This is a genomic window from Micromonospora sp. NPDC007220 (genome assembly GCF_040634035.1).
Taxonomy (GTDB): Bacteria; Actinomycetota; Actinomycetes; order Mycobacteriales; family Micromonosporaceae; genus Micromonospora; species Micromonospora reichwaldensis.
On the sequence record NZ_JBEYEU010000003.1, the window covers coordinates 93928 to 118191 of the forward strand.

The window sequence follows — 24264 nt, forward strand, 5'->3', positions numbered from 1 at the left end:
GACCCCGGTCAGCCCGCCGGCGGCGGGACCGGCCGGGCGGTGGCGGCGGCCCCGGCGTCAGACGGCGTCGGCGCGCCTCTCGGGCGGGCGGGCGGCCGGCGGCATAGGCTGCCGGCATGGCCCCCCCGATCGCGCTCCCGGAGACCTTCGCCCGCGCGGTCACCGGGCTGCGGTCCGCGGCGCCCCGATCGGAGATCGTGCTGGAGGAGGTCGGCGCGCCGCAGCGGCTCGCCCCGTACACCTTCGCGCTCTCCGCCACCGTCCTGCGCGACGGCGAGGAGGTGGCCTCCGGGCGGCTCATCCTGCTGCACGACCCGGCCGGTCACGAGGCGTGGCAGGGCACCCTGCGGCTGGTCACCTACGTGACGGCGGAGCTGGAGGTCGACCTGGCCGCCGATCCGCTGCTGCCGGGGGTGGGCTGGACCTGGCTGACCGACGCCCTGGAGGCGCAGGACGCGGAGCACCGGGCGATCGGCGGCACCATCACCCAGACCATGTCGACGCGCTTCGGTGACCTGGCCGGGCCGCCCGCCGCCGGCGACATCGAGATCCGCGCCTCCTGGACGCCGGTCGACGACGACCTCGCCCCGCACCTGCTGGCCTGGTGCGCGCTGCTGGCCTCGACCGCCGGGCTTCCCCCGCCCGGGGTGACCGCGCTGCCGGAGCGTCGCCCCGCCGGCGCGGCCTGACCCCGCGACGGGTCACCTCACAGATACTTCTCGGCCTCGTTGCAGACCTTGTCCATGCCCTGGATGGCCTTGTCGTAGGCCGGCTTGTTGCCGTTCGCCGCCGCGGCGAGCGCGGTGGTGAGCTTGTCGAGGCAGTTGGCGATGACCTTCTTCTGCCGGGCCTGCTCGTCCCGGTCGTTGCGGGTGCCGGTGAGGTCCTGCTCGGTGTCGCCGAGCTTGTCCCGGACCGCCTGGAGGTCGGTCTTGAGCTTCTCGATCTCCTTGCCGTTCGCCGTGATGGTGCCGTCGCGCTGGCTGACCTCGCTGGCCATCTTCTTCTCGGTCCGGTCCAGCTCGTTGGTGGTCGACACGAACAGGCCGGTCATCACCCCGCCGAGGACGAAGAGCAGCCCGGCCACGACCGCCAGGACGAGCACCTTGTGACTCTTGCGGGGGCCGCCGGGCGCGGGGGCGCCGAAGGGCGGGGCGGAGCCGGGCGGGGCGGACAACGGCTGCCCGTACGCCGGCCCGGAGGCCGGGGGGACCGACATCGGCTGCCCGAAGGCCGGCCCGCCGGAGGCCTGCCCGGCGTGGGGCGACGCGCTGCCGGGGCCGAAGCCGGGCGACGCCGGCGGCGCCGACTGGGGGTAGCCGGAGGGTCCGGCCGGCGGCGCGGACTGCGGGTAGCCGGCGGGCGGGGCCGGGTTGTACTGCTGCGGCGCCGGGGCGTACTGCTGGCCGGCGTCCTGCTGTTCGGGCGTGTACGGGCGCGGGCTGCCGTAGGTGGTGCCGTGCGGGGCGCCGCCCGACGGCGGCTGACCGGGCGCGGCCGGCGGGTACGGCGGGTAGCCCTCCGGCCCGGTCGGTGGCTGGGACATGTCGTTCTTCCTCCACGTGTGCTGGTCCGGCGTTGGAGCCGCCGGGCCGAGGGGGTGGTTGGGCGCTGACGGGGTCAGCAGATCTTGAAACCGTCGCAGGCGACCTTGATCGGTACGGCGAGACCGATCCCCTCGGCGTTGCGGGCCTTGGCGGTGGCGATGCCGACGACCTGCTTGCTGCCGTTGATGACCGGGCCGCCCGAGTTGCCGGGGTTGATCGGGGCGTCGAACTGGATGACCGGGCCCTCGCCGCCGCCGGCCTCGCGGAAGGCGCTCACCACGCCGGTGGTGACGCTGTCCTCCAGGCCGAGCGGCGCGCCGACGACCACGATCTGCTGCCCGGACTTCACCGCGGCGGACGCCGCGACCAGGCCGGTGAACTTGCCGTTGGTCCGCAGGTGGGCGACGTCGTTGGTCTCGTCGACGCGCACGATGGTCGCCGGGAAGCGCTGGTTGGTGCGCTCCAGGAAGACCTCCCGCTCGCCGGTCTGCCAGAGCGCGTCCACCACGTGGTAGTTGGTGAACAGGTTGGTGCCCCCGCCCGCGGCCGGCTTGCCGATCGCGAACGCGGTGCCGGTGGAGTTGCCGGCCCGGACCCGGAACACGCTGGGCAGCACGGCGCTGGCCACGGCCTCCGGGTTGAACGCGGCGCCGGCCTGCTTCTCCAGCGCCCCCGCCCGGGACTCCAGGCCGTCGAACCGGGTGCCGTCGGCCGCCTGCGCCGCCGCCACCCGGCTGTCGGTGTCGCCCAGCCGGTTCGAGAGCCGGTTGATCTGGTACGCCTGCACGCCCGTCACCACGGCCAGCAGGCCGGCGAGCACGAGCGCGGTGACGGTGAGCCCGCGCCCCTTCGTCGCCGGCGCCGGCCCGACGGGGTACGGCTGGCCCGGCCCGGGGCCCTGGGGGTGGCCGTGGGCGGGCGGCTGACCGGGGACACCCGGCGGCGTCGACCCGGACGCGGGGGGCCAGCCGGGCCCCGGGGGGACCCCGGGGGGCGTCGACGGGCCCGGGGCGGTGGACGGCGCGCCGCCGTGTCCCCAGCCTGCGGCGGCGGGCGCGGCGGCCGGGGCGGGCGCGTTGGCCGGGGCGGTGCCCCACTGGCCCGGCTGCGCCGGCGGCGACCAGGCGGGGCGGGGGGCCGGGGGCTGCCCGGGGGCGCCCGGCGGCAGGTATGCGGAGCCGACCGGCTCGATCCGGGGTGGCAGTGGCCCGGGGCGGGCCGTCCCCGGCGGGAACCCGCCGTCACCCGGTCCCGCCGGGCCCTTGTCCGCCGACCCGTAGCCAGTCATGATCGCCTTGCCCTCCCCGTAGACGCCCCGCTCCGCACGCGGGACCCTGATGATGCCGTACCCGCGCAACGGCCCGATGGACCGTACCTGCGTCAACGGGCTTTGTCTTCCCCTATGTCCGGCCTCCGGAAGGGCATCCGGCGGTCGCCCGGCAACACACACCGGACCGGCTTCACCCACCGCGTCGCGTCGCGCACTAGGGTTGTCAGGTGACCGACGAACCACCCCTGCGCCGTCGGCCCGCCGAAAGCCGTACGGGAAACGATGCGCACCACCCGCCGTCGGCCCGACCGGAGCCGGAGGCCGCGGGGACCGAACAGACCGCCGACGGGCCCGTTCCGCTGACCGCCCCGCGCGAGGGCACACCCCAGCCGGCGGCCACGCCCGGCGAGCTGGACGACGTCGTGGCCCGCTTCGCCGCAGGCACCGGCCCCGTCGCCCTCGACGCCGAACGCGCCTCCGGCTACCGCTACAGCCAGCGGGCCTACCTGGTGCAGCTGCGCCGGGCCGGTTCCGGCACGGCGCTGATCGACCCGCTGCCGCTGCCCGACCTGAGCGCCCTCGACACGGTGATCGGCGAGGCCGAGTGGGTGCTGCACGCCGCCAGCCAGGACCTGCACTGCCTGGCCGAGCTGGGGCTGCGGCCCCGCCGGCTGTTCGACACCGAACTGGCCGCCCGGCTGGCCGGATTCGAGCGGGTCGGCCTGGCCGCGCTGACCGAGCAGCTGCTCGGCTACAGCCTGGAGAAGCACCACTCGGCGGCCGACTGGTCGAGCCGCCCGCTGCCGGAGTCCTGGCTGACCTACGCCGCGCTCGACGTGGAGATGCTGGTCGACCTGCGCGACGCGCTCGACGAGGAGCTGGCCCGGCAGGGCAAGTCCGCGTGGGCGGCGGAGGAGTTCGCCGCGCTGGTGCGCACCGGCGCCCGGCCGCCGAAGGTGCGGGCCGAGCCGTGGCGCCGCACGTCCGGCATCCACCGGGTGCGCGGCGCGCGGGCCCAGGCCCGCGTCCGTTCCCTCTGGTACGCGCGGGACCAGATCGCCGCGCGGCGGGACGCCGCCCCGGGGCGGGTGCTGCCGGACTCGGCCATCGTCGCGGCGGCGGAGCTGGATCCGAGGGACGAGAAGACCCTGCTGACCCTGCCCGGCTTCGGTGGCCGCTCGGTGCGCCGGCTGGCGCGCACCTGGCTCGCCGCGCTCGACGACGCGCGGCAGCTGCCCGAGGACGCGCTGCCGGTCGCCCCGACGGTCGAGGGTCCCCCGCCGCCGCACCGCTGGGCGGAACGGGACCCGGTGGCGGCGGCCCGGCTGGCCCGCTGCCGGGAGGTGGTGGTCCGGATCGCCGGCGCGCACCAGCTGCCGCCGGAGAACCTCATCGCTCCCGACTCGATCCGTCGGCTGGCGTGGGTGCCTCCGGAGGAGGTCACGGAGGCGGCCGTCGCGGAGACCCTCCGGGGCTTCAACGCCCGCGAGTGGCAGATCGCCCTGCTCCTTCCCGCCCTCACGGAGGCCCTCACCGATCCGCCCCCCGCGCCTTGAACCGGCGGTGTGGGGTGGGCCACACGGGGGCGGGTGCCAGTGTTGGTTACTGGCGAGTAGCATCCGGAGGAACACGCCCGTGCCGGCGACCTTCGTCCGGTCCGTAGTGCCGCCTGCCGGCACGGAGGCCGGATCAGGTCGAAGAGGAGGCTCAAGTGCCCCGTGAAGTTCGGGATGTCGTCTTCGTCGACGGCGTCCGTACCCCGTTCGGCAAGGCGGGTGGCATGTACGCCAACACCCGCGCCGACGACCTGGTGATCCGCTGCATCCGCGAACTGCTGCGCCGTAACCCGCAGCTGCCGCCGGAGCGGGTCGAGGAGGTCGCGATCGCCGCCACCACCCAGATCGGCGACCAGGGCCTGACCATCGGCCGGACCGTCGCCCTGCTGGCGGGCCTGCCCAAGACCGTCCCCGGCTTCGCGATCGACCGGATGTGCGCCGGCGCCATGACCGCGGTGACCACCGTCGCCAGCGGCATCGCCATGGGCGCGTACGACGTCGCGATCGCCGGCGGCGTCGAGCACATGGGCCGCCACCCGATGGGCGAGGGCGTCGACCCCAACCCGCGGATCGTCGCCGAGAAGCTCGTCGACCCGTCCGCGCTGGTCATGGGCGCGACCGCGGAGAACCTGCACGACCGGGTCCCGCACATCACCAAGGCGCGCACCGACGCCTTCGCGCTCGCCTCGCAGCAGAAGACCGCCAAGGCGTACGCCAACGGCAAGCTCCAGGACGACCTGGTGTCCGTGGCGGTCCGCGACGAGGAGAACGCCTGGGGCATGGCCACGGTCGACGAGGCCCCCCGCGACACCTCGCTGGAGAAGCTCGCCACCCTGAAGACCCCGTTCCGCCCGCACGGCAAGGTCACCGCCGGCAACGCGGCCGGCCTGAACGACGGCGCCACCGCCAGCCTGCTCGCCTCCGAGGACGTCGCCCGCGAGCTGGGCCTGCCGGTCGCCATGCGGCTGGTGTCGTTCGGCTTCGTCGGCGTCGAGCCCGAGGTGATGGGCGTCGGCCCGATCCCGTCGACCGAGAAGGCGCTGCGCCTCGCCGGCCTGACCATCGACGACATCGGCCTGTTCGAGCTGAACGAGGCGTTCGCCGTGCAGGTGCTCGCCTTCCTCGACCACTTCGGCATCGCCGACGACGACCCGCGGGTCAACCCGTGGGGCGGCGCGATCGCCATCGGCCACCCGCTCGCCTCCTCGGGCGTGCGGCTGATGACCCAGCTCGCCCGGCAGTTCGCCGAGCACCCCGAGGTCCGCTACGGCGTCACCGCCATGTGCATCGGCATCGGCATGGGCGGCACGGTCATCTGGGAGAACCCGCACTGGGAGGGTGGAGACAAGTGAGCGCGCTCGCCGCACCGAACGAGGTCGTCACCCGGGCGCTGCTGCGCCAGGTGAACGTACCGGGGCTGGACCGGCCGGCCGCCCTGATCACCCTGGACAACGGCTTCGACCACACCAAGCCCAACAGCTTCGGCCCGGGCGGCCTGACCAGCCTGGACGAGGCGATCACCGCCGCCCTGGCCGCGAACCCGGCGTTCGTGGCGGTCACCGGCAAGCCGTACGTCTTCTGCGTGGGCGCGGACATCACCAGCCTCCCGCAGCTCGCCGACCGCGAGCAGGCGCTGGAGATCGGGCGGCTCGGCCACCGGGTCTTCGCCCGGCTCAAGGACAGCGAGGTCCCGACCTTCGCCTTCGTCAACGGCGCGGCGATGGGCGGCGGCCTGGAGCTGGCGCTGCACTGCCACTACCGGACGCTCTCCGGTGGGGTGGCGGCACTGGCGCTGCCCGAGGTCTTCCTCGGCCTGGTCCCCGGTTGGGGCGGCACGCAGCTGCTGCCGAACCTGATCGGCATCCCGGCGGCGACCCAGGTGATCATCCAGAACCCGCTGATGCAGAACAAGATGCTCAAGCCGAAGCAGGCCGCCGAGATGGGCATCGCGGACGTGCTGCTGGAGCCGGCGGACTTCCTGGAGCGGTCCCTGGAGTGGGCCGCCGGCGTCGTCCGGGGCGAGGTCACCGTGACCCGGCCCGAGGTCGACAAGGACATGTGGGCGGGCGTGCTCTACTTCGCCCGGCAGACCCTCGACCAGCGGCTGCACGGCGCGGTCCCGGCCGCGTACAAGGCGCTGGACCTGCTGGAGACGGCGAAGGACGCCGACTTCGCCACCGGCACCGCCGCCGAGGACGAGGCCCTCGCGGACCTGGTCTTCTCCGAGGAGCTGCGCAGCGGCCTCTACGCGTTCGACCTGGCGCAGCGGCGGGCCAAGCGGCCGGCCGGCGCGCCGGACAAGGGCCTGGCCCGCCCGGTCACCAAGGTCGGCATCGTGGGCGCCGGCCTGATGGCCAGCCAGCTCGCCCTGCTCTTCGCCCGTCGCCTCCAGGTGCCGGTCGTCATGACCGACCTGGACCAGGGCCGCGTCGACAAGGGCGTCGGCTACGTGCACACCCAGATCGAGAAGGCCGTCAGCAAGGGCCGGATGGACAAGGGCACGGCCGCCAAGCTGTACGGCCTGGTCAGCGGCTCCGTCGACAAGGGCGTCTTCGCCGACGCCGACTTCGTCATCGAGGCGGTCTTCGAGGATCTCGCCGTCAAGAAGCAGGTCTGGGCCGAGCTGGAGAAGATCGTCAAGCCGGAGGCGGTGCTGGCCACCAACACCTCCAGCCTGTCGATCACGGCGATGGCCGAGGAACTGGAGCACCCCGAGCGGGTGGTCGGCTTCCACTTCTTCAACCCGGTCGCGGTGCTGCCGCTGCTGGAGATCGTCCGGGGCGAGCGCACCGACGACGCCACGCTCGCCACCGCGTTCGCGGTCGGCAAGCAGCTGAAGAAGTCCTCCGTGCTGGTCTCCGACGCCCCGGCGTTCGTGGTCAACCGGCTGCTCACCCGCTTCCTCGGCACCGTCTTCGCCGCCGTGGACGCGGGCACCCCGCTGGACGTGGCCAACAGCGCGCTGGACCCGCTGGGCCTGCCGATGCGCCCGCTCGCCCTGCTCCAGCTCGTCGGGCCGGCCGTCGCGTACCACGTGGGCGGCACCCTGCACGCCGCGTTCCCGGACCGCTTCGACGTGAGCGAGAACCTCAAGCGGATCGCCGACTCCGGTCAGCCGATCGTCGTCGACGACCAGGTCAACGACGAGGTGGCCAAGCTGCTCGTGGTGGGCGACCAGCCGCTCACCGCCGAGCAGGTGCGCCAGAACGCGCTCGACGCGCTGGCGCAGGAGATCCGGCTCATGCTCGACGAGGGCGTCGTCGCCGAGGCGCAGGACATCGACCTGTGCATGATCCTCGGCGCGGGTTGGCCGTTCCACCTGGGCGGCATCACGCCGTACCTGGACCGGACCGGCACCTCGGAGCGGGTCACCGGCCAGCGGTTCCTGCCGCACGGGGTGGCCAGCCTGCCCGCCTGATCCACACCGCCCCCCGCGTTCGCGGTGGTTGCCCCGTCCAGCTTGGATGGAGGTGGCCACCGCGTTCGTCGTTGCGGCCGATACGGTCGGGGTCGGGACAGCGGTACCGTGCCGTGGCTGGCTACGATCACCCGTTCGCACCCTCGCCTGGAGCTGATCATGTCCTCACCGCCGGTCGATCCCTGGTCCGGGCAGCCGGAGCACGACGCCCACTACGACTTCCATCCGCCGCGACCGGACGGCTACCCGGCACCGCCCGCCGATGGTTGGGCCTCCCCGCCGCACGGGCAGCCGCCGGCGGGTGGCGGCTGGCCCACCACGCCGCACCCCCACCCCCCGCAGGCCCAGCCGTACCCCGGGCCCACGTCCGCCCAGCCGTATCCCGGGCCCACGTCCGCCCAGCCGTACCCGGGGCCCACCTCGGCACAGCCGCACCCCGGGCCCACGTCGGCCCAGCCGCACCCCACCCAGCCGTACGGCGGCTATCCCGTGACGCCGCAGGGCGGGTTCCCGGCCAGCCCGTACGCCGGCTACCCGCCGCCCCCTCCCGGCGCGGGCCGGCCGGCGAGGCCCCACCAGCTGGTGCTGTCCCTCGGCATCGTCGGGCTGCTGGTGCTCTGCCTCGGCGGAGGTGGCATCGCCTACCTCGCCTACGAGGGCGATCAGGGCGCCGACCCCAGGCCCACGCCGACCGCGTCCCCCACCGCTGCGGCGCCGAGCGCCACGCCGAGCGCCGACACCTCGTCCGAAGCCGCCCCGTCGCCGGAGTCCAGCGACGCCCCGCAGATCAGGGTCGTCACGCCGGAGACCCTCGGGGGCCGCCCGAAGAGCACCGAGCCGACCCTGCGGAAGGCCGCCGACGACATGGTCCGCGAGCTGCAGTCCTCGGTGCGCGGCGAGACCGGCGTCGCCGGCGCCTTCTACGGCAGCGCCGACAAGCGGGACATGGTCATGGTGATCGCCGCCAGCACCTTCGTGCTCAACCCGGAACGGGAGCTCGACGACGCGGTCAAGGGCATCTCGAAGGACCTGGCCGTCAAGCGGTTGACCACCATCGCCCCCGGACCGCTCGGCGGCCTGGCCAAGTGCGGCGACGGCGAGTCCGCCGGCGTGCCGCTGGGCGTCTGCGCGTGGGCCGACCACGGCAGCGTCGGGCTCATCGTGATGTTCTTCTCCTCCTCGGCAGCCACGGCGGCGGAGTTCGTCGCCTTCCGCAGTCAGATCGAGCAGAAGTACTGACCAGCACCCGCCCGGTGCGCGCCGCCGTTCACGACCGACGCGGCACGTCGGGCGTGGCCGGGGCCGCACGGACCACCATCTCCCTCGCGCAGACCCGGAGCTGACCGATGTCCTACCCACCCGCCAACTCCTACCCGCCGCCGGACGGCGGGGGCGGCCCGTACGGCTCGTACCCGCCGGCACAGCCCGGCGGGTACGGACCGCCACCGGCACAGCCCGCCGGGTACGGACCGCCACCGGCACAGCCCGCCGGGTACGGACCACCGCCGCAGGTTGGCGGGTACGGACCACAGCCCCACGCCGGCGGGTACGGACCGCAGGCCGGCGGGTACGGGCCACCGCCCGCGCAGGCCGGCGGGTACGGGCCACCGCCGTACGGGGGCGGGTCGGGGGCGTACGGCGGCCCGCCGGCGCCGCGGAAGTCGAACGCCGGCAAGATCGTGCTGATCTCGCTCGCCGTGGTGCTGGTGCTCTGCCTGGGCGGCGCGGCGATCGTCGCCTTCGCCGTCAAGGACGACGTCAAGGAGACCGTCGACGCCACCCGGACCCGGGTCGTCGCGCCGGCGACCCTCGCCGGGCGGCCCAGGGCGACGGACCCGACCCTCCAGGCCGGCGCCCGGGAACTCGAGGCGGAACTCAACAAGACGATCCCCGGCGCCAGCAGCACCGTCGGCGAGTTCTACGGCACCCTCACCGGCAGGAACCTCGTGATGATCGCCGCCGCGTCCGGCTTGAACCCGGACCCGGCCAAGACGCTCGAGGACACCATCAGGGGCGCGCGCACCAGCGACGTGCGGCTGGGCGAGATGAAGACCGTGGATCCGGGACCGCTCGGCGGCGAGGCCAAGTGCGGCGACGCCAAGGCGCAGGACGTGCCGCTCGGCGTCTGCGTGTGGAGCGACAAGGGCAGCGTCGGCATGGTCATCATCTACTTCAAGACGGGCCAGCAGGCCCACGCCGAGTTCGCCACCATCCGGGGACAGGTCGAGCAGAAGTCCTGACCCGTACGGCAGCGCGGGGGCCCGCCCACGACGGTGGACGGGCCCCTTTCGCCTCAGCCCGCCGTGGCGGCCCGCTCGGCGGCGCTGCGCAGCACGCAGAACTCGTTGCCCTCCGGGTCGGCGAGCACCACCCAGCCCGAACCGTCGGGGCGGCGCTGGTCGGCGACCTGGGTGGCGCCGATGCCCACCAGGCGCGCGACCTCCTCGTCCCGGGTCCGGTCCGTGGGCTCCAGGTCGAGGTGGAGGCGGTTCTTCACCTCCTTGCCGTCCGGCACCGCAACGAAGAGCACCTCCGGTCCTCCCGGGGGCAGCAGCATGGCCTCCGGGTCGCCGGGGAAGTCGTCCGGCTGGCGGGGGCAGTCGAAGACCTGCGCCCAGAAGCCGGACAGCGCGTACGTGTCGCGGCAGTCGATGCAGACGTTGTGGATCCGTGCGCTCACGGGTGTTCCTCCTCGATGGTCGTACCCGCCCGCTCCGTCGCGCCGGCGCCGAGCACCCGCTCGGCCTCCCGCGCCCGGGTCCGAACGGCCGGTTCGAGACGGACGCGCGCCCGGTTCTTCACCGTCCCGGCCTCGGGGACCGGTGGGAAGAAGACGTGCGGGGTGGCCGGCAGCGCCGCCTCCGGACCACCGGGGGCGTCGTCGCCGTGCCGGACGTACCCGGTAACCGCCGGCCAGGAGCCGGAGCGGGCGTAGGTGTCGTGACAGTCGAAACTGGTGTTGTGGATCCGTGGATACACGGAGTTCCTCCGCTGGGGATGAGGCGCCCCGCGTGCGTGAGGGTCAGCCGGCGAGACGGGGCGCGGAGATCATGACGGTGAACATCGACGCACCCCCCTCCGGTCCTCGAGCTGACGCCGTGATCCTTCCATCGGGCCCGTACTCCCCGCAACCCCGGGGTGGCCCGTCACCGCCGGGCGGCCGGCTCCTGGGCGGTGACCGCCGGGGCCGCCTCCGCCGCCGGCAGCGTCACCGTGACCTCCAGCCCGCCACCGGTCTGGGCGACCACCTTCACGGTGCCGCCGTGCGCGTCGCAGACCGCCCGCACGATGGAGAGCCCGAGGCCCGAGCCGCGCGCGCCGGTACGCTCCCGGCCGCCGCGCCGGAACGGCTCGAACAGGCCGGGCACGTCGGCCTGGTCCACCTCGAAACCGGTGTTGCCCACCACCAGCCACGACCGGCACCCGTCCGACCCGGTACGCACCCAGACCCGGCCGTGCAGGTGGTTGTAGCGGATCGCGTTCTCGATCAGGTTGCCGGCCAGCCGGTCCAGCAGCCCGGGATCGCCGACGACCGGCGCGGACTCCAGCGAGGTCTGCACCCGCAGCTTGATCCGCTCGACCTCCCGGCGTACCGCCGACAGGGCGTTGGCGGTGCCGGCGGCGAGGTCGCACTCGGTGCGGCGGCCCAGCCGGCGGCCCGCCTGGGCCTCGCTGCGGGCGAGCACCAGCAGGGCGTCGACCAGCCCGTTGGCCCGCTCGGAGGCGTCCCGGACCACGGTGGCCATCCGGCGGTACTCGGCGGCGTCCGCCTCGTCGTCGCTGAGCGTCACGTCGATCTCGGTACGCATCACCGCGAGGGGGGTCCGCAGCTCGTGCGAGGCGTTGGCCACGAAGCGCTTCTGCGCCTCGAACGCGGCGGCGATGCGGTCCAGCATCTCGTCGAAGGTCTCCGCCAGCTCGGCCACCTCGTCGTCGGCGCCCGAATAGCCGATCCGCTGGTCCAGGGTGGTCTCGCCCAGCCGGCGGGCGGTGGCGGTGACCTGGTGCAGCGGGCGCAGCGCCCGGCCGGCGACCGCGTACGCGCCGGCCACCGCGACGACGCTGATCGCCAGCAGCGCCACCAGGCCCTTGACCAGCAGCTCCGCGCTGGCGGCGTCGAGCAGTTGGCGCTGCCACTGCGCGGCGTCCAGCGACCGGCCGTCCGCCAGCACCACCACGGTGCCGGGCAGCAGCTCGTCGGTCGGGCGCAGCGCGTCGCGGACCAGCAGCCAGGCCAGCAGCACCAGGATCGCGCCCGCGCCGACCAGCAGCACCCCGTTGAGCAGGGTCAGCCGCAGCCGCAGCGTGGGCCGCAGCCGGGCCCGCCGGGTCGCGGCACCAGCGTTCGTTCGCGACTGCGGGGCTCGCAAAACCGGCTCACTCCTCGCGCTCACAGCCCCACCTTCGTTCGCGACTGCGGGGCTCGCAAAACCGGCTCACTCCTCACGCTCACAGCCCCACCTTCGTTCGCGACTGCGGGGCTCGCAAAACCGGCTCACTCCTCACGCTCACAGCCCCACCGTCTCCGCCGTGCGGTAGCCCGCACCGACCACCGTCTCGATCAGCGGCGGGTCGCCGAGCTTCTTGCGCAGGGTCATCACGGTGACCCGGACGATCGTGGTGAACGGATCGGTGTTGGCGTCCCAGACCCGTTCCAGCAACTCCTCGCTGGAGACCACCGCGCCGCGCGCCTTGAGCAGCTCGCAGAGCACGCCGAACTCCTTGTTGGTCAGGTCGACCGGCTGGCCGCCCCGGGTGGCCACCCGGCGGGCCGGGTCGAGGACCAGATCGGCGAGTTCGAGCACCGGCGGCGCGGCCGGGGTGGCCCGGCGGCCGAGCGCCTGCACCCGGGCGACCAGCTCGTCGAAGGCGAACGGCTTCGGCAGGTAGTCGTCCGCGCCGAGCTGCAGCCCCTCCACCCGGTCGGCGACGGTGCCGCTGGCGGTCAGCATCAGCACCCGGGTGAGCGTGCCGGAGGCGGCCAGCTCGGCGCAGATCTGGTCACCGTGCACGCCGGGCAGGTCCCGGTCGAGCACCACCACGTCGTACCGGGTGACGAACGCCATCTCGTGGCCGCTGTCGCCGTCGTAGGCGACGTCCACCGCCATCCCCCGCTTGCGCAGCCCCCGCGCGATCGCGTCGGCGAGGTTGCGCTCGTCCTCGACCACCAGTACCCGCATTCCGGCCTCCTCGCGCCCCTGACCACCCACAACCTAGTGCCGGCAGCCAAACCGGGCCGCACCCGCCGTCCCGGTCCGACCCCGTTGCAGAAAACCTTCGTCGTACGCAATGCTCTTGGCGGCAACCTTCACGACGGATGGGAAGACGCATGACCGACGCGGCGCCGACGATCCGACGGGACGTCACCTACCGGGGCTTCCGCCTTCCCGGCGACGCCGGGCTGGGCAGCCTGTCCGGGCTGCGCGCGGGCGGACGGGGCCTCGAACTGGCCGACCCGGCCGACCGGCTCGACCACACCGACGCCGACGGCCGCACCCGCCGGTACGCGGCCGGCAGCTGGACGTCCCCGCCCGTGCCGGTCGGCTTCGCCGTGCGCGACGTGGTGCCCTCGTGGACCGGGGACACCCCCGGCGACTGCTGGCTGCGGGTGGAGCTGCGGGGCTGGCACGACGACGCGCCGGCCACCGGGTGGTACGTCCTCGCCGACTGGGCGGCCGACGACCACGCGATCCGCCGGACGTCCGTGCCCGGGCAGCGCGACGCCGACGCCCGGGTGGACACGGACACGCTGGTGGTGACGGGTGCGACCGTCACCGGCTGGCAGGTCCGGGTGACCCTGCTCCGGCCCGAGGACGCCGACGCGACCCCGGTGCTGCGCGCGGTCGGGGCGGTCGCCGCGGGCCCGCGCCCGACGGCTGCGGCCGGGGCGTCCCGGCCCACCGCAGCGGGCTCCCCGCCGGTGGCGGCCGGGCCCGCCCCGGTCACCGGGCCCGAGTTCCGCGCCCCGGGTCCGGCCCCTGCGAGTGGGTCCGCCGCGACGGTCCCGGCCGCCTGGGGCACGGTGCTGGACGTGCCGCGCTACTCGCAGCGGCTGCACGCCGGCGCCCACCCGCAGTGGGGTGGCGGCGGGGATGCCTGGTGCAGCCCCACCTGCACCTCGATGGTGCTGGCCTTCTGGGGCGCCGCCCCGGCCCCGACCCGGTACGCCTGGGTGGCTCCGGCCGGCCCTCGCCCGGTGGTGGTGCACGCCGCGCGACACTGCTACGACCACGCCTTCGCCGGGGCCGGGAACTGGCCGTTCAACACCGCGTACGCGGGCCTGCACGGGGTGGACGCCTTCGTCACCCGGCTGCGGTCGCTGGCCGAGGCGGAGGCGTTCGTGGCCACCGGCATCCCGCTGATCGTCTCCGCCGCGTTCAAGTCGGGCGAGGTGCCCGGGTTGGACTACGACACCGCCGGGCACCTGATGGTGCTGGTGGGCTTCACCGCCACGGGCGCGCCGGTGCTCAACGACCCGTACGCCCCGGACGACGACGCGGTGCGCCGGACCGTCGACCGGGACCGGTTCGAGGCCGCCTGGCAGGGTGGCAGCGGCGGGGTGGCGTACGTGCTCCGGCCGCCCGGCGTGCCGCTCCCCCCGGCGCCGGAGCAGCCCAACTGGTGACCCCGGCGGCGTCCGCGGCACCGGACGCGGCGGCTCAACCGGGATAGCGCCAGACGCCGAGCTCGCCGGTCTGCAGCCGGCACACCACCGTCTCGGCCCGGCTGCGGCAGTCCCCGGTCGCGCCGCGGAGCACGTCCAGCACCCGGGCCCGGCCCTCGGCGACGTCCAGCTCGGCGACCACCACCCCGCCACCGGCGGCGGCCGGCCGCACGGCCAGGAGCCGTTCGTCGGCGTGCCAGGTCATCAGCTGCCAGGTGCCCAGGTCGGCCACTTCCCGACCGGTGGCCGCGTCGAGCACGCCCAGCCGGTCGCCGAGGGGCCCGGGCGCGACCGCCAGGAGCCGGCCGCCCTGTGCCGACAGCACCCCGAACCACCGCCCGCCGACCCACCGGAGCGCGCCGGTCGCCGGGTCGAGCGCGACGAACCTGTTTCCCCCGGGCACGCACAACAGCTCGCCGCACTCGGTGACGTGCTCCACCATGGGGACGCGCGCCTTCCACCGCCGCCGCAGCCCGTCCAGCCCGTAGGCGGTCACCACGCCCGCGGCCGGCCGGACGACCAGCAGCAGGTCGTACGCCACCACCACGTGCCCGGAGGCCTCGTCGAGGCCCAGGTCCGCCGCGTGCACCAGTGCGCCGGAGCGGGGGTCGCGCACCTCGACCCGCCCCTCGGCGGGGACCCGGACGATCCGCTCGACCCGCCCGTCGCGGAGACTGTACGTCGCGCCCTCGCGCGTCGTCGGCACCGACCACAGGGCCTGCCCGGAGGCCGGATCCACCGACCGCACGGCGCCGCCCTCCTCCCCGCCGGTCTGCATCAGCAGGATGCCGGCCGGGTCCCACCAGGGGTAGCCGGGCTGCCGCCAGAGCCCGCGGCCGGTCGCGGCGTCCAGGGCGATCGTCTGCCCGTCGTCCTGGTCCCCGGTGACGGAGAAGAGCACCATCCCCGGCCCGGTCTGGACCTGCCAGAACCGGCCCGCCGCCGCGACCCGGGAGCGCCACACCGGGGTGGGTGGGGCGTCGTCCGCCGGCGCCCGCTCGGGCAGGGCGTACGCGCGCACCTCGACGGTCCCCTCGGGCTCCCCCTCGGCCGGCTCGACGACGTAGAGCCGGTCACCGTGCAGGAACGCCTCCGACCCGAGGCGGGCCGGCACGACGAGCCCGACCCGGGCCGGTACCGGGGCGGCCGCCGCCACGGTGGCCACGAGGAACGCGAGCGCCAGCGCGACCCGCAACGGGCGGCCGACGGCGCGCGGCGGGCGGGGCGGCGGCGCCTCGCGGCCCGGCTCGTCACGCACCTCGCCGAGGTCGATGAGCGTCACGCCCGCCCCTTCCGGTCGCGGTCGCCGGGCAGTTCCCACACGCCCAACCCACCGTCCTCGCGCCGGCAGGCGACGAACGACTCGCGAGCGCCGCACTCCCCCACCACGCCGCGCAGTGCCGCCAGCACCCGCACGCCCTCCCCGCGCTCGTCGATCCGGCCGACCAGGTACCGCCCGTCGCGCTGCCGGCGGTGCACGGTCGTCGCGTCGGCCGAGAGCCACGGGGCGCCGGCCCGCCAGCGGCCCAGTTGCCGCACCGGCCGGCCGGTCGCCGCGTCGAGCAGCACGTGCTCCGCGGCGCCACCGGAGGCGCGCCGGACGGCCAGCAGCCGGCCCTCGACGGCGACCGGCCCCAGCGCCGCGTTCTCGCTCCGCCACCGCAGGGCGCCGGTGGCGGGATCGAGCAGCCGGGTGGCGGGCGAGCCGTCGTCGACACAGATCAGGGCGCCGCAGTCGTAGACGTCCGGCTGGTCGGCCGGGCCGCGGGGCACGCTCCACCGCCGGCGCAGGCCGGGAATCTCGTAGCCGCTGAGGACGCCGCTGGCGTCGGTGAGCAGCACCAACTCCTCCGTGACCGTCAGCACGCGGGAGCGGTCGGGCACGGTGGTCGCGGCACGCGCCGCGCCCGTGTCGGGGTCGCGCAGCTCCAGCCGCCCGCCGGCGAGCACCGTCAGCAGGCTGATCCGCTGGTCCCGCCGCGACAGGTGCGCGTCCTCGAATGCCAGCGGCTGCGACCACCGGACGGCACCGGTGGCGGGGTCCACCGAGCGCAGCACGGACGCGCTCGATCCGGCGAAGCCCGACAGCAGCAGGTGCCCGGCCGAGGTGGCGCCGTGCAACTGTCCCGCGCCCCGCCAGCGCACCCCGCCGTCGGCGAGGGAGAGCCCGACCACCTCGGACGCCGTCCGGTCCCCGGCCAGGCCGACCGCCAGCAGGTCGCCGGCCCGGACGGCGTGGAACACCCGCCCCGGCGCGGGCAACGGCACCCGCCACAGGGGACGGCCGGAGGGCAGCCGGTGGGCGGCCAGCCGCGACACCGGATCCCCGTCGGCCACCGTGCCGGGGCCCGACGGCTCCGCCACCAGCAGGACCCCCTCGACGAACAGGAGATTCGCGTCCGGGCCGGCCGGGACCGTGACGCCCGGCGGTTGCGCGGGCCACGGCGCGGCGGCCGCAGACGTCACCAGGCAGAGCAGGGCGACCAGGGCCGGGGCCCAGCGGCGGAGGAACCGGCCCGGACCGGGCCCGGCGGCCCCGTCGACGTCCCGTCGCTCGCCCAGGTCGATGACCGTCACGTGGCGTCCTCCCCGTCACACCGTGGCCTCCGGCGGACCGGCAAATCGGCCGTGGGGGCACCGGCCCGGCAAAAGCGACGCCGGAGCGCCTGTACGATGGCGCGTCGTGGCTGTGCCGGTGGTAGACCCCTCGCTGAACTCCGTCTCCGAGCCCGTCGCGGCCGAGCCGACGCGCCGGCCCCGGCGCAGGCCCTCCCGCGCCGACGTACTGGCCATCGGAGCCTATGTCCTGCTCGGCGTTTTCGTGTGCCTGAACTACTGGGTCGACGTGCAGAACCGGGTGTCGTCGCACCTGCCCACCGACCACAGTTGGTTCGAGTGGCTCTTCTCGCACGGCGCGTACTCGGTGCGGCACCTGGAGAACCCGCTGTTCACCGAGCGGCAGAACGCCCCGGACGGGGTGAACATGATGGCGAACACCTCGCTGCTCGGGGTGACGCTGCCACTGGCGCCGCTGACCATGCTCCTCGGCCCGCAGGTCATGTACGCGCTCTACCTGGGCGGCGCGCTGGCCGCGACCGCCGGCACGTCGTACTGGATGCTGTCGCGGCACCTGGTGCGCTCGCGCGCGGCGGCCTTCGTCGGCGGCGCGTTCCTGGGTTTCGCGCCGGGCATCGTGCACCACGCCAACGGCCAGCCCAACTTCGTCTCGAACTTCCTGCTGCCGCTGATCGTGGTGCGGGTGCTCCGGCTCGGCGAGCCCGGCCGGTGGCGGCGCAACGGGATCGTGCTCGGCCTGCTGGTGGCGTACCAGATCTTCATCAACGAGGAGATGCTGCTGCTCACCGCGCTGGCGTGCCTGGTCGTCGTGGTCGCGTACGCGATCATGCGGCCGGCGCGGACGCGGGCGGTGGCCGGCACCTTCGCCGCCGCGCTCGGCGTGGGCGGCGCTCTGGCGCTGCTGCTGACGGCCTACCCGATCTGGTTCCAGTTCAACGGCCCGCAGTCCTACCGGGGGTTGCAGGGCGGGGTGTTCCACAACTGGGGCGAGGACCTGGCCGCCTTCGTCACCTTCGCCCGCGACACCGTGGCCGGCGACGAGGCGGTGGAGAAGACCATCGGCCTGACCGAGCAGAACACCTGGTTCGGCTGGCCGCTGGTGCTGCTGTCGCTGGTGGCGCTGGTGCTGCTGGTCCGCCGCTCGCTCGCCGCCCGGATCCTCGCGGTGCTGGTGGTGGTCTTCACGGTGGCCTCGATCGGCCCGAAGGTGCGGATCAACGGGGTGGAGACGGAGACGGACGGCCCGTGGGCCTACGTCTCCGACGACCTGCCGCTGGTCGAGATGATGATGCCGACCCGGCTGGCCCTGGTCGTGGCGGCGGCGCTCGGCGTGCTGCTCGCCCTGGCCTGGGACACCGTCGCCGGCAGCGGCCGCCCGCCGGTGCCGGCCCCCCGCGCCGGCTCCGACGGCGACGACCGCGCGGCCGGTGCCGACGCCGCCGGGTCGCGCCGCCGCTGGCTCCGGCCGGTCGGGTACGCGGCCGTCGCGCTCGCCGTGCTGCCGCTGTTCCCGCGTCCGCTGCCCGCAGAGCCCGTCGACCCGCCGCCGCACTTCATCACCGCCGGCGGCTGGCGCCCGTACGTGCCGGAGGGCCGGACCCTGGTGCCGGTGCCGATCCCGAGCAACGTGCACGGCCTGCCCACGCTGCGCTGGAGCGCGCTGACGCAGCACGCGTTCCCGATCCCGGGCGGCTACTTCATCGGGCCGAACGAGCTGGGCGAGGGCGTCTTCGGCGCGCCCAACCGTCCGACCAGCACCCTGATCTACTCCACCATGGACAAGAACGCCGTCCCCTCGCTGACCGACGAGAACCGCCGCCAGGCCGTCGAGGACCTGCGCTTCTGGCGGGCGTCCGTGGTGGTCCTCGGCGCGCATCCCCGGGAGGCGGTCCTGCGCGAGCTGATGACCGCGCTGATCGGCCCGTCCCAGCGCGTCGACGACGTGTGGCTCTGGGACGTCCGGCCGCTCGTCGGGTGAGCCGGCGACCGTCGAGGCTCAGCCGGCCGCCGGGCGACCGGCGGCGGGGCTGAGCCGTCAGCCCACCAGCGGACGGACGTCCCAGACGTGGGCGCCGGCCACCTCCCGGCCGGGCCCGAGCAGCGCGTCGAGCGTACGGCGCACCGGGTCGCCGTGGTGCAGTCCGCCCTGCACCACCAGCGCGGCGCGCCAGTGCCGCAGGTCCTCGACCGCCTGCCGGCGGTGCTCGTCGGTGACCACCGGCACCTCGCCGGTCTCGGCCACCCGGCGCAGCAGCTCGGCGGTGGGGCGGTCCGGGGCGCCCCACCGGGCGGCCGGGTCGTCGGCGCCCCGGGGGCCGATGAAGTAGCCGCCCGGGGCCGGGAAGGCCAGCCCGGTGCGGGCCGACCAGAGCATCGCCGGGCTGAGCCCCGCACCGGTCACCGGCGGCACCGGGACGAGGGTCCGGCCCGGCGGGACGTGGGCCCGCCAGCCGCCCTCGGCCACGAACGCCGGGACTGGCCAGGCCGGCACGGTCCGGATCGGGGTGGGGATCAGCGGCAGCAGCGCGGCGGCCACCGCCCCGCCCCAGAGCAGCCGCACCGGCACGGCGCCCACCCGGGCCTCGGCCCCGTCCCCGGGGCGCAGCCGGTCGGCCCCGGCCGCGGGGCGCAGCCGGTCCAGGGAGAGGGCGAGCAGGATGCCCAGCACCGGAACACAGACCAGCGGGAAGCGCGCCGGCACCGCGTGGTCGAGCAGCGGCAGCTCGGCGACCAGCCGGTACGGCCCGGGGATGCCGGTGGACGTGCCGTCCAGGCGGACCTGCTCGCCCAGCGAGAGCAGCGCGAAGAGCAGCCCGCAGGCGGCCAGCGCGCGGACCAGCGGCCGGCGCCACAGCCAGATCACGATCACCACGGCGAGCACCAGCAGCCCCGGGCCGAAGAAGGAGTTCTCCTCGGTGGGGTTCGGCGCGAGCAGGCCGGGCAGGTGGTCGTCGCCGAGCACCGTCTGCCGCGCCGAGGCGGTGAAGGACGCGGCGTCGAGCTGGTAGCCGTACGCGTGGAAGGGCATCCCCCGGTAGTGGCCCGGGCCGAAGAACTGGAACCACAGCGGGTACGCCAGCAGCGGCAGCGCCACCGCCACCCCGACCGCGAGGCGGCCGAGCAGCGCCGGGGCCCGCCGACGCGCGCTCTCCCGGTCGGCCACCGCGTACGCCAGCGCGAACGTCCCGGCGGCGAGCACCAGGAAGACCAGCACCTCCTCGCCGAGGAAGACCTGGTACGCCACCAGCAGCCCGAGCAGCGTCCCGTGCCGCCACACCCGGCGCGGGTCCGGGTGGAACACCAGCGCCAGGATCACCGGCACCAGGAACTGCGCCGCCATGTGCAGGTGCGCCCCGGCCTGCGCGACCATGCCGGGGGCGAAGCCGCAGAAGAGCCCGCCGACGGCCGCCGCCGCCCGGGAGTCGACGAGCCGGCGGCGCAGCAGCGCGTACCAGGCGGTCGCGGTGCCGGCGAGGCAGCAGACCACGGCCACCAGGAACGCGACCTGCGAGCCGAAGAGCAGGGTGACCGGGGTCAGCGGCACGCCCAGGCCCAGCACCGAGGTGTTGGCCATCAGGTTCACCCCGTCCGGGGCGTTCAGCTCCCCGCTGTACAGCGGGTTCTCCAGGCCCGTCACCGCCCGGGCCGCGCGGGCCAGCATCCACTCGAAGAGGACCTGGTCCCCCGCCTGGTGGAACAGCCGCCCCGGGCGACCCCACTGGCCGAGGGTCAGCAGCACCGCCAGGGCGAGGTAGCCGGCGACGACCAGCGCGTCCGGCGCGCGCACCGGCAGCCGGCGGGACCGCCGGGCGGGTGCCGCCCCGGCGGTGCCGGTCGCCGCCGGGGCGGTCATCAGGTCGGCTGGTCGGTCAGCGCCCGGACGTCCCAGACCCAGACGTCCAGCTCCCGGCGGCCGGGACCGACAAGCTGCTCGACGGTGCGCCGCAGCTGCTCGGAGTGGTGCTGGCCGACCGGGAGCACCAGGACCGCCGCCCGCCAGTGCCGCAGCTCGTCGAGCGAGCGGCGGCGCTGCCGGTCGTCCAGCTTCGGGATGCGGCCGGTCGAGGCGACCTCCTCCAGCAGCCGCCCGACGCCGCTGGGCCGGCCGCCGAAGCGGCCGGGGTCGCCGGTGTTGCCGTTGCGCGGCGCCAGGAAGTAGCCGCCGGGGATCTTGAAGTCGAGGTTGGTGGAGGCGGCCCAGCGCATCCCGTGGGTGTGCCCCATGTTCGGCACCGGGATCGGCACCAGCGTCTGGTCCTCACCGACGTAGCCGCGCCACCGGTCGGCGGTGATGAAGTCCGGTACGGGCGGGCGGGAGGTCACCTTCAGCGGCATCGGCGCGATCGGCAGCAGCGCCAGGACGAGCCCGGCCACGGTGAGCGTACGCAGCGTCCGCCGCTCGACCGGCAGCGTCCGGGAGCGCTCGACGGCGAGCGCCAGCAGGATGCCCACCACCACGCTGGTGATCAGGCCGAAGCGGGTGGGCACCACCGCGTCGAGCAGCGGCAGCCGGACCAGCCACTCCCAGGGCCCGGTGAACAGCTCCCGGTGCCACCAGGACACCCGCTCGCCGAGGGAGAGCACCGCGAAGAACGCCCCGGTCGCGGCGAGCGCCCGGACCAGCATCTCCCGGCGCAGCCAGGCCACGATGCCGACGGCGATCAGGGCGAGGCTCCAACCGAAGAAGGCGTTCTCCTCGGAGTAGTTCGGCGCGAGGTTGACGTTGGCGCGCTCGTCGCCGCCGATCGTCGGCGAGCCGGGCGCGAAGAAGGCCGCGATGTCGTTGCCGTAGTCGCGGACCGCGTCGCTCAGGCCGTGGTACGCCATCGGCCCGGCGAACTGGACGTAGAGCGGGTACGCCAGCAGCGACCCGGCGAGCACGGTGCAGATCGCGAGGGCCTTGGCCAGCGGTCGCCACGCCGCCGACCAGAGCCCGGGCCGCTGGGCGAGCACGGCGAGCAGGAACACCCCGCAGGCGAGCGCCGTGAAGAGCAGGATCTCCTCGTTGATGAACGCCTGGGCGGTGACCATCAGGGCGAGCAGCACGCCGTCGCGCCACGGCCGTCGGGACCGGGTGATGACCAGCACCCGCCAGACGATGAACGGCAACAGGAACTGCGAGATGATGTTGGGGTGCCAGTTGGCGTGCGACAGCATCGCCGGCGAGAACCCGCAGAACCAGCCGCCGACGGCCGCCGCCAGCGGGCTGCGCACGACGTGCCGGGAGAGCACGAAGTACCAGGCCGAGGCCGTGCCGGCGAGCGCGAGCGTGACCAGCACCACGAAGGTCACGGCCGGCCCGAAGAGCAGCGTCACCGGCACCATCGGGATGCCCAGCGCGAGGATGGCCGTGTTGGCCATCAGGTTGACCCCGTCGGGGTAGTTGAACTGCTCGGTGAAGAACGGGAACTCGCCGTGCAGCACCACGCGTACCGAGTGGGCGAGGAAGAACTGCACCTGGGCCGGGTCGCTGCTGTAGAGCGAGGCCACCCGGCCGGCCGGGTCCACCCAGATCTGGCTGGTGACCCACACCGCGGCGAGCAGGAACAGGCCGAAGACCGTGAGGTCCTGCCGACGCCGGGTCCACCGCCGGGGCCGGGCCGCGCCGTCCGCCCCGCGGGCCTCGCCGGAGGGGGCGGCGGCGTCGGTCGCTTCGGTGGCGGCCACGGCCGCGCCGGGAGCGTCGGCCTCGTCGGCGCGGGCGGCCCCGTCCGGCGTACGGTCACCGGCGCCGCCGCCCACGGGCGGCGCCACGGGTTCGGACGCGGGGGCCGCGGCGGCGTCGGATTCCGACCAGGATTCGGCGCGGGTCTCGGCAGGCGTCACAGTCGGCGGAGTCTACCCGAGCGGGACATTCACCCTGAAACCACGGCAGTGTCCTCTGTGGTCGGCATCGCCCACCGCCCGCGACCTGCGCACGGACGGTGGGCGAGGTGGCGCGTCCCGGTGATCCGACATCTCGTACTATGGCGCTTTCCGTTGAACGACGGCTGAGGCGATCGAGGGGGCGTACAGGTGGCTCCAGTCCGCCGGCGCGGCATCACGGCCACCGCACTGCTGACTCTGCTGCTCACCGCGACCGCCTGCGGGCCGGTGGCCGACCGGCAGCCGGGCGACCTGCGGGTCGGCTACGACAGCCTGGACGGCGACCTGACGGTCTGGCCGCCACGCGGCACCCTGGCGGGCGACGCCGCCGTCCGGTCGGCGGTGACGGAGGCGGTACGCGACTGGCGGTCACCGGCCGACGACCGGGTGCACCTGCCCACGTCCGGGATCCTCTGGTCCGGCGAGGTCGGCGGCGCGCCGCTGGCCCTGGTCGCCGCGGACGTGCCCGGCGAGAGCGCCTCCTGGCTGCTCCAGGTCACCACCGAGGACGGCCGGTACGCGGTCACCCGCGCCGCCGAGTACACCGACCCCGGCTACCTCGTCTACTCCGACGTGCTCCCCGTGCACACCTCCGACGGGCGGCGCTACCTCACGTCGGGCCGGGTGCAGCGGCTGCTCGGGCCGGACGGCCGCGCGCTGCGGCACACCGACGGCCTCACCGAGCCGGTGACCGTGCCGGCCTGCCGGGCGGTGCCGGTTACCGCCACGCTCAGGGCCACCGAGGCGCTGCCCCGGGGCCGCGCCGCCGACCGGCTGCTGGACCTCGGCACCGGCACCACCGACCCGCGCTACCCCCTCGTCCGCGACGAGAGCGGCTCCGGCAAGCGGGCCCTCACGGGCCTGGACACCTGCGCGCTCGCCGGCGAGGAGGGCCCGTTCGGCAGCGTCCCCCGGCGCATCGGCGACCGGGACGCGCCGCGCTCGGTCCCGTCGTCGTGGCCGATGACCAAGCTGACCGTACGCACCCTCGGCGAGGTCGCCCTCGGCGGCGGGGAGCCGGCGGAGCTGGAGCAGTTGAGCTGGGAGACGGCCGACGGCACGATGACCGCCGTGGTCTACCGCCCCGCCGACGGGGGCACACCGGTGGTCTCCCCCGCCGACCGCTCCAACCCGTTGCAGACGTACACGCTGCCGGTACCGGGGCAGCCGCTGGCCGTGCTGAGCTGGCGGCCGACCGCTGACAGTTCGCTGTCCACGCCGCCGGACACGCCCCGGCTGGTGGACCGGCCGGGGCTGGTCGTGGTGCCGGCGCCGACCCGGTCGGAGACGTTCAGCCTCGCCGAGGCGGAGAAGACGCACTACCGCTCCCTCGGCGGTCGCTGACCCGGCGTCGGCTCCGCTGACCG

General features: G+C 75.2%; 19 protein-coding genes. 9 read left to right on the plus strand and 10 right to left on the minus strand.

Annotation, left to right across the window (positions count from 1 at the left end):
* The first annotated feature begins 116 nt into the window (after window positions 1–116).
* A complete protein-coding gene (locus ABZ573_RS08830; protein WP_151457523.1) occupies window positions 117–689 on the plus strand; it encodes a DUF3000 domain-containing protein in 573 nt (190 codons plus the stop codon).
* Between the two features lie 17 nt (window positions 690–706).
* Here ABZ573_RS08830 and ABZ573_RS08835 read toward each other — a convergent pair whose 3' ends face one another.
* Both ABZ573_RS08835 and ABZ573_RS08840 read right to left on the minus strand, forming a co-directional pair.
* Window positions 707–1546, minus strand: a complete 840-nt coding sequence (locus tag ABZ573_RS08835) for a hypothetical protein (RefSeq protein WP_327030897.1) — start codon at window positions 1544–1546, stop codon at window positions 707–709.
* Window positions 1547–1620: 74 nt separating this feature from the next.
* Window positions 1621–2835, minus strand: a complete 1215-nt coding sequence (locus ABZ573_RS08840; RefSeq protein ID WP_327031174.1) for a trypsin-like peptidase domain-containing protein — start codon at window positions 2833–2835, stop codon at window positions 1621–1623.
* Between the two features lie 209 nt (window positions 2836–3044).
* On the opposite strand from ABZ573_RS08840, the gene ABZ573_RS08845 reads away from it, so the two are divergent.
* The 5 genes from ABZ573_RS08845 (at window position 3045) to ABZ573_RS08865 (ending at window position 10031) form a co-directional block, all read left to right on the plus strand.
* Complete coding sequence (locus ABZ573_RS08845; RefSeq protein ID WP_151457453.1) at window positions 3045–4373, plus strand: ribonuclease D; 1329 nt, start codon at window positions 3045–3047, stop codon at window positions 4371–4373.
* 155 nt (window positions 4374–4528) lie between these two features.
* Window positions 4529–5725, plus strand: a complete 1197-nt coding sequence (locus ABZ573_RS08850) for a thiolase family protein (RefSeq protein ID WP_358116917.1) — start codon at window positions 4529–4531, stop codon at window positions 5723–5725.
* Window positions 5722–7791, plus strand: a complete 2070-nt coding sequence (locus ABZ573_RS08855; RefSeq protein WP_151457455.1) for a 3-hydroxyacyl-CoA dehydrogenase NAD-binding domain-containing protein — start codon at window positions 5722–5724, stop codon at window positions 7789–7791. The genes ABZ573_RS08850 and ABZ573_RS08855 overlap by 4 nt, the downstream gene beginning before the upstream one ends.
* Before the next feature lie 159 nt (window positions 7792–7950).
* Window positions 7951–9030: a hypothetical protein gene (locus ABZ573_RS08860; RefSeq protein WP_358116920.1), complete on the plus strand. Its 1080-nt coding sequence runs from the start codon at window positions 7951–7953 to the stop codon at window positions 9028–9030.
* A 107-nt stretch (window positions 9031–9137) separates the two neighbouring features.
* On the plus strand, window positions 9138–10031 hold the full coding sequence (locus ABZ573_RS08865) for a hypothetical protein (RefSeq protein ID WP_358116923.1): 894 nt from the start codon (window positions 9138–9140) through the stop codon (window positions 10029–10031).
* A gap of 53 nt (window positions 10032–10084) precedes the next feature.
* Here the strand turns inward: ABZ573_RS08865 and ABZ573_RS08870 are convergent, their stop codons facing one another.
* The 4 genes from ABZ573_RS08870 to ABZ573_RS08885 form a co-directional block, all read right to left on the minus strand.
* Window positions 10085–10471, minus strand: coding sequence for a VOC family protein (locus ABZ573_RS08870; protein ID WP_151452467.1), 387 nt, complete (start codon window positions 10469–10471; stop codon window positions 10085–10087).
* On the minus strand, window positions 10468–10770 hold the full coding sequence (locus tag ABZ573_RS08875) for a VOC family protein (RefSeq protein ID WP_358116926.1): 303 nt from the start codon (window positions 10768–10770) through the stop codon (window positions 10468–10470). The genes ABZ573_RS08870 and ABZ573_RS08875 overlap by 4 nt, the downstream gene beginning before the upstream one ends.
* Window positions 10771–10937: 167 nt before the next feature.
* Window positions 10938–12161, minus strand: coding sequence for a HAMP domain-containing sensor histidine kinase (locus ABZ573_RS08880; RefSeq protein WP_358116929.1), 1224 nt, complete (start codon window positions 12159–12161; stop codon window positions 10938–10940).
* A 138-nt stretch (window positions 12162–12299) separates the two neighbouring features.
* Entirely contained in the window at window positions 12300–12971 is a 672-nt protein-coding gene (locus tag ABZ573_RS08885) for a response regulator transcription factor (RefSeq protein ID WP_151452465.1), read from the minus strand.
* 149 nt (window positions 12972–13120) lie between these two features.
* On the opposite strand from ABZ573_RS08885, the gene ABZ573_RS08890 reads away from it, so the two are divergent.
* Window positions 13121–14416: a peptidase C39 family protein gene (locus tag ABZ573_RS08890; RefSeq protein ID WP_151452464.1), complete on the plus strand. Its 1296-nt coding sequence runs from the start codon at window positions 13121–13123 to the stop codon at window positions 14414–14416.
* 34 nt (window positions 14417–14450) lie between these two features.
* Here ABZ573_RS08890 and ABZ573_RS08895 read toward each other — a convergent pair whose 3' ends face one another.
* Together ABZ573_RS08895 and ABZ573_RS08900 are read right to left on the minus strand one after the other, a co-directional pair.
* Entirely contained in the window at window positions 14451–15737 is a 1287-nt protein-coding gene (locus ABZ573_RS08895; protein ID WP_327030890.1) for a PQQ-binding-like beta-propeller repeat protein, read from the minus strand.
* Window positions 15734–17032 (minus strand): PQQ-binding-like beta-propeller repeat protein, encoded by a 1299-nt coding sequence (locus tag ABZ573_RS08900; RefSeq protein ID WP_358116933.1) that lies wholly within the window; start codon window positions 17030–17032, stop codon window positions 15734–15736. The genes ABZ573_RS08895 and ABZ573_RS08900 overlap by 4 nt, the downstream gene beginning before the upstream one ends.
* A 118-nt stretch (window positions 17033–17150) precedes the next feature.
* Between ABZ573_RS08900 and ABZ573_RS08905 the strand changes: the two genes are divergently transcribed.
* A complete protein-coding gene (locus ABZ573_RS08905; protein ID WP_358117323.1) occupies window positions 17151–19010 on the plus strand; it encodes a glycosyltransferase family 87 protein in 1860 nt (619 codons plus the stop codon).
* Window positions 19011–19067: 57 nt separating this feature from the next.
* Here ABZ573_RS08905 and ABZ573_RS08910 read toward each other — a convergent pair whose 3' ends face one another.
* Entirely contained in the window at window positions 19068–20885 is a 1818-nt protein-coding gene (locus ABZ573_RS08910; RefSeq protein WP_358116936.1) for a hypothetical protein, read from the minus strand.
* Complete coding sequence (locus ABZ573_RS08915) at window positions 20885–22858, minus strand: hypothetical protein (protein WP_358116939.1); 1974 nt, start codon at window positions 22856–22858, stop codon at window positions 20885–20887. Before ABZ573_RS08915 ends, ABZ573_RS08910 begins: the two co-directional genes overlap by 1 nt.
* Window positions 22859–23047: 189 nt before the next feature.
* Here ABZ573_RS08915 and ABZ573_RS08920 point away from each other — a divergent pair, with 189 nt between their 5' ends.
* Window positions 23048–24241, plus strand: coding sequence for a hypothetical protein (locus ABZ573_RS08920; RefSeq protein WP_151452459.1), 1194 nt, complete (start codon window positions 23048–23050; stop codon window positions 24239–24241).
* Window positions 24242–24264 lie beyond the last annotated feature (23 nt).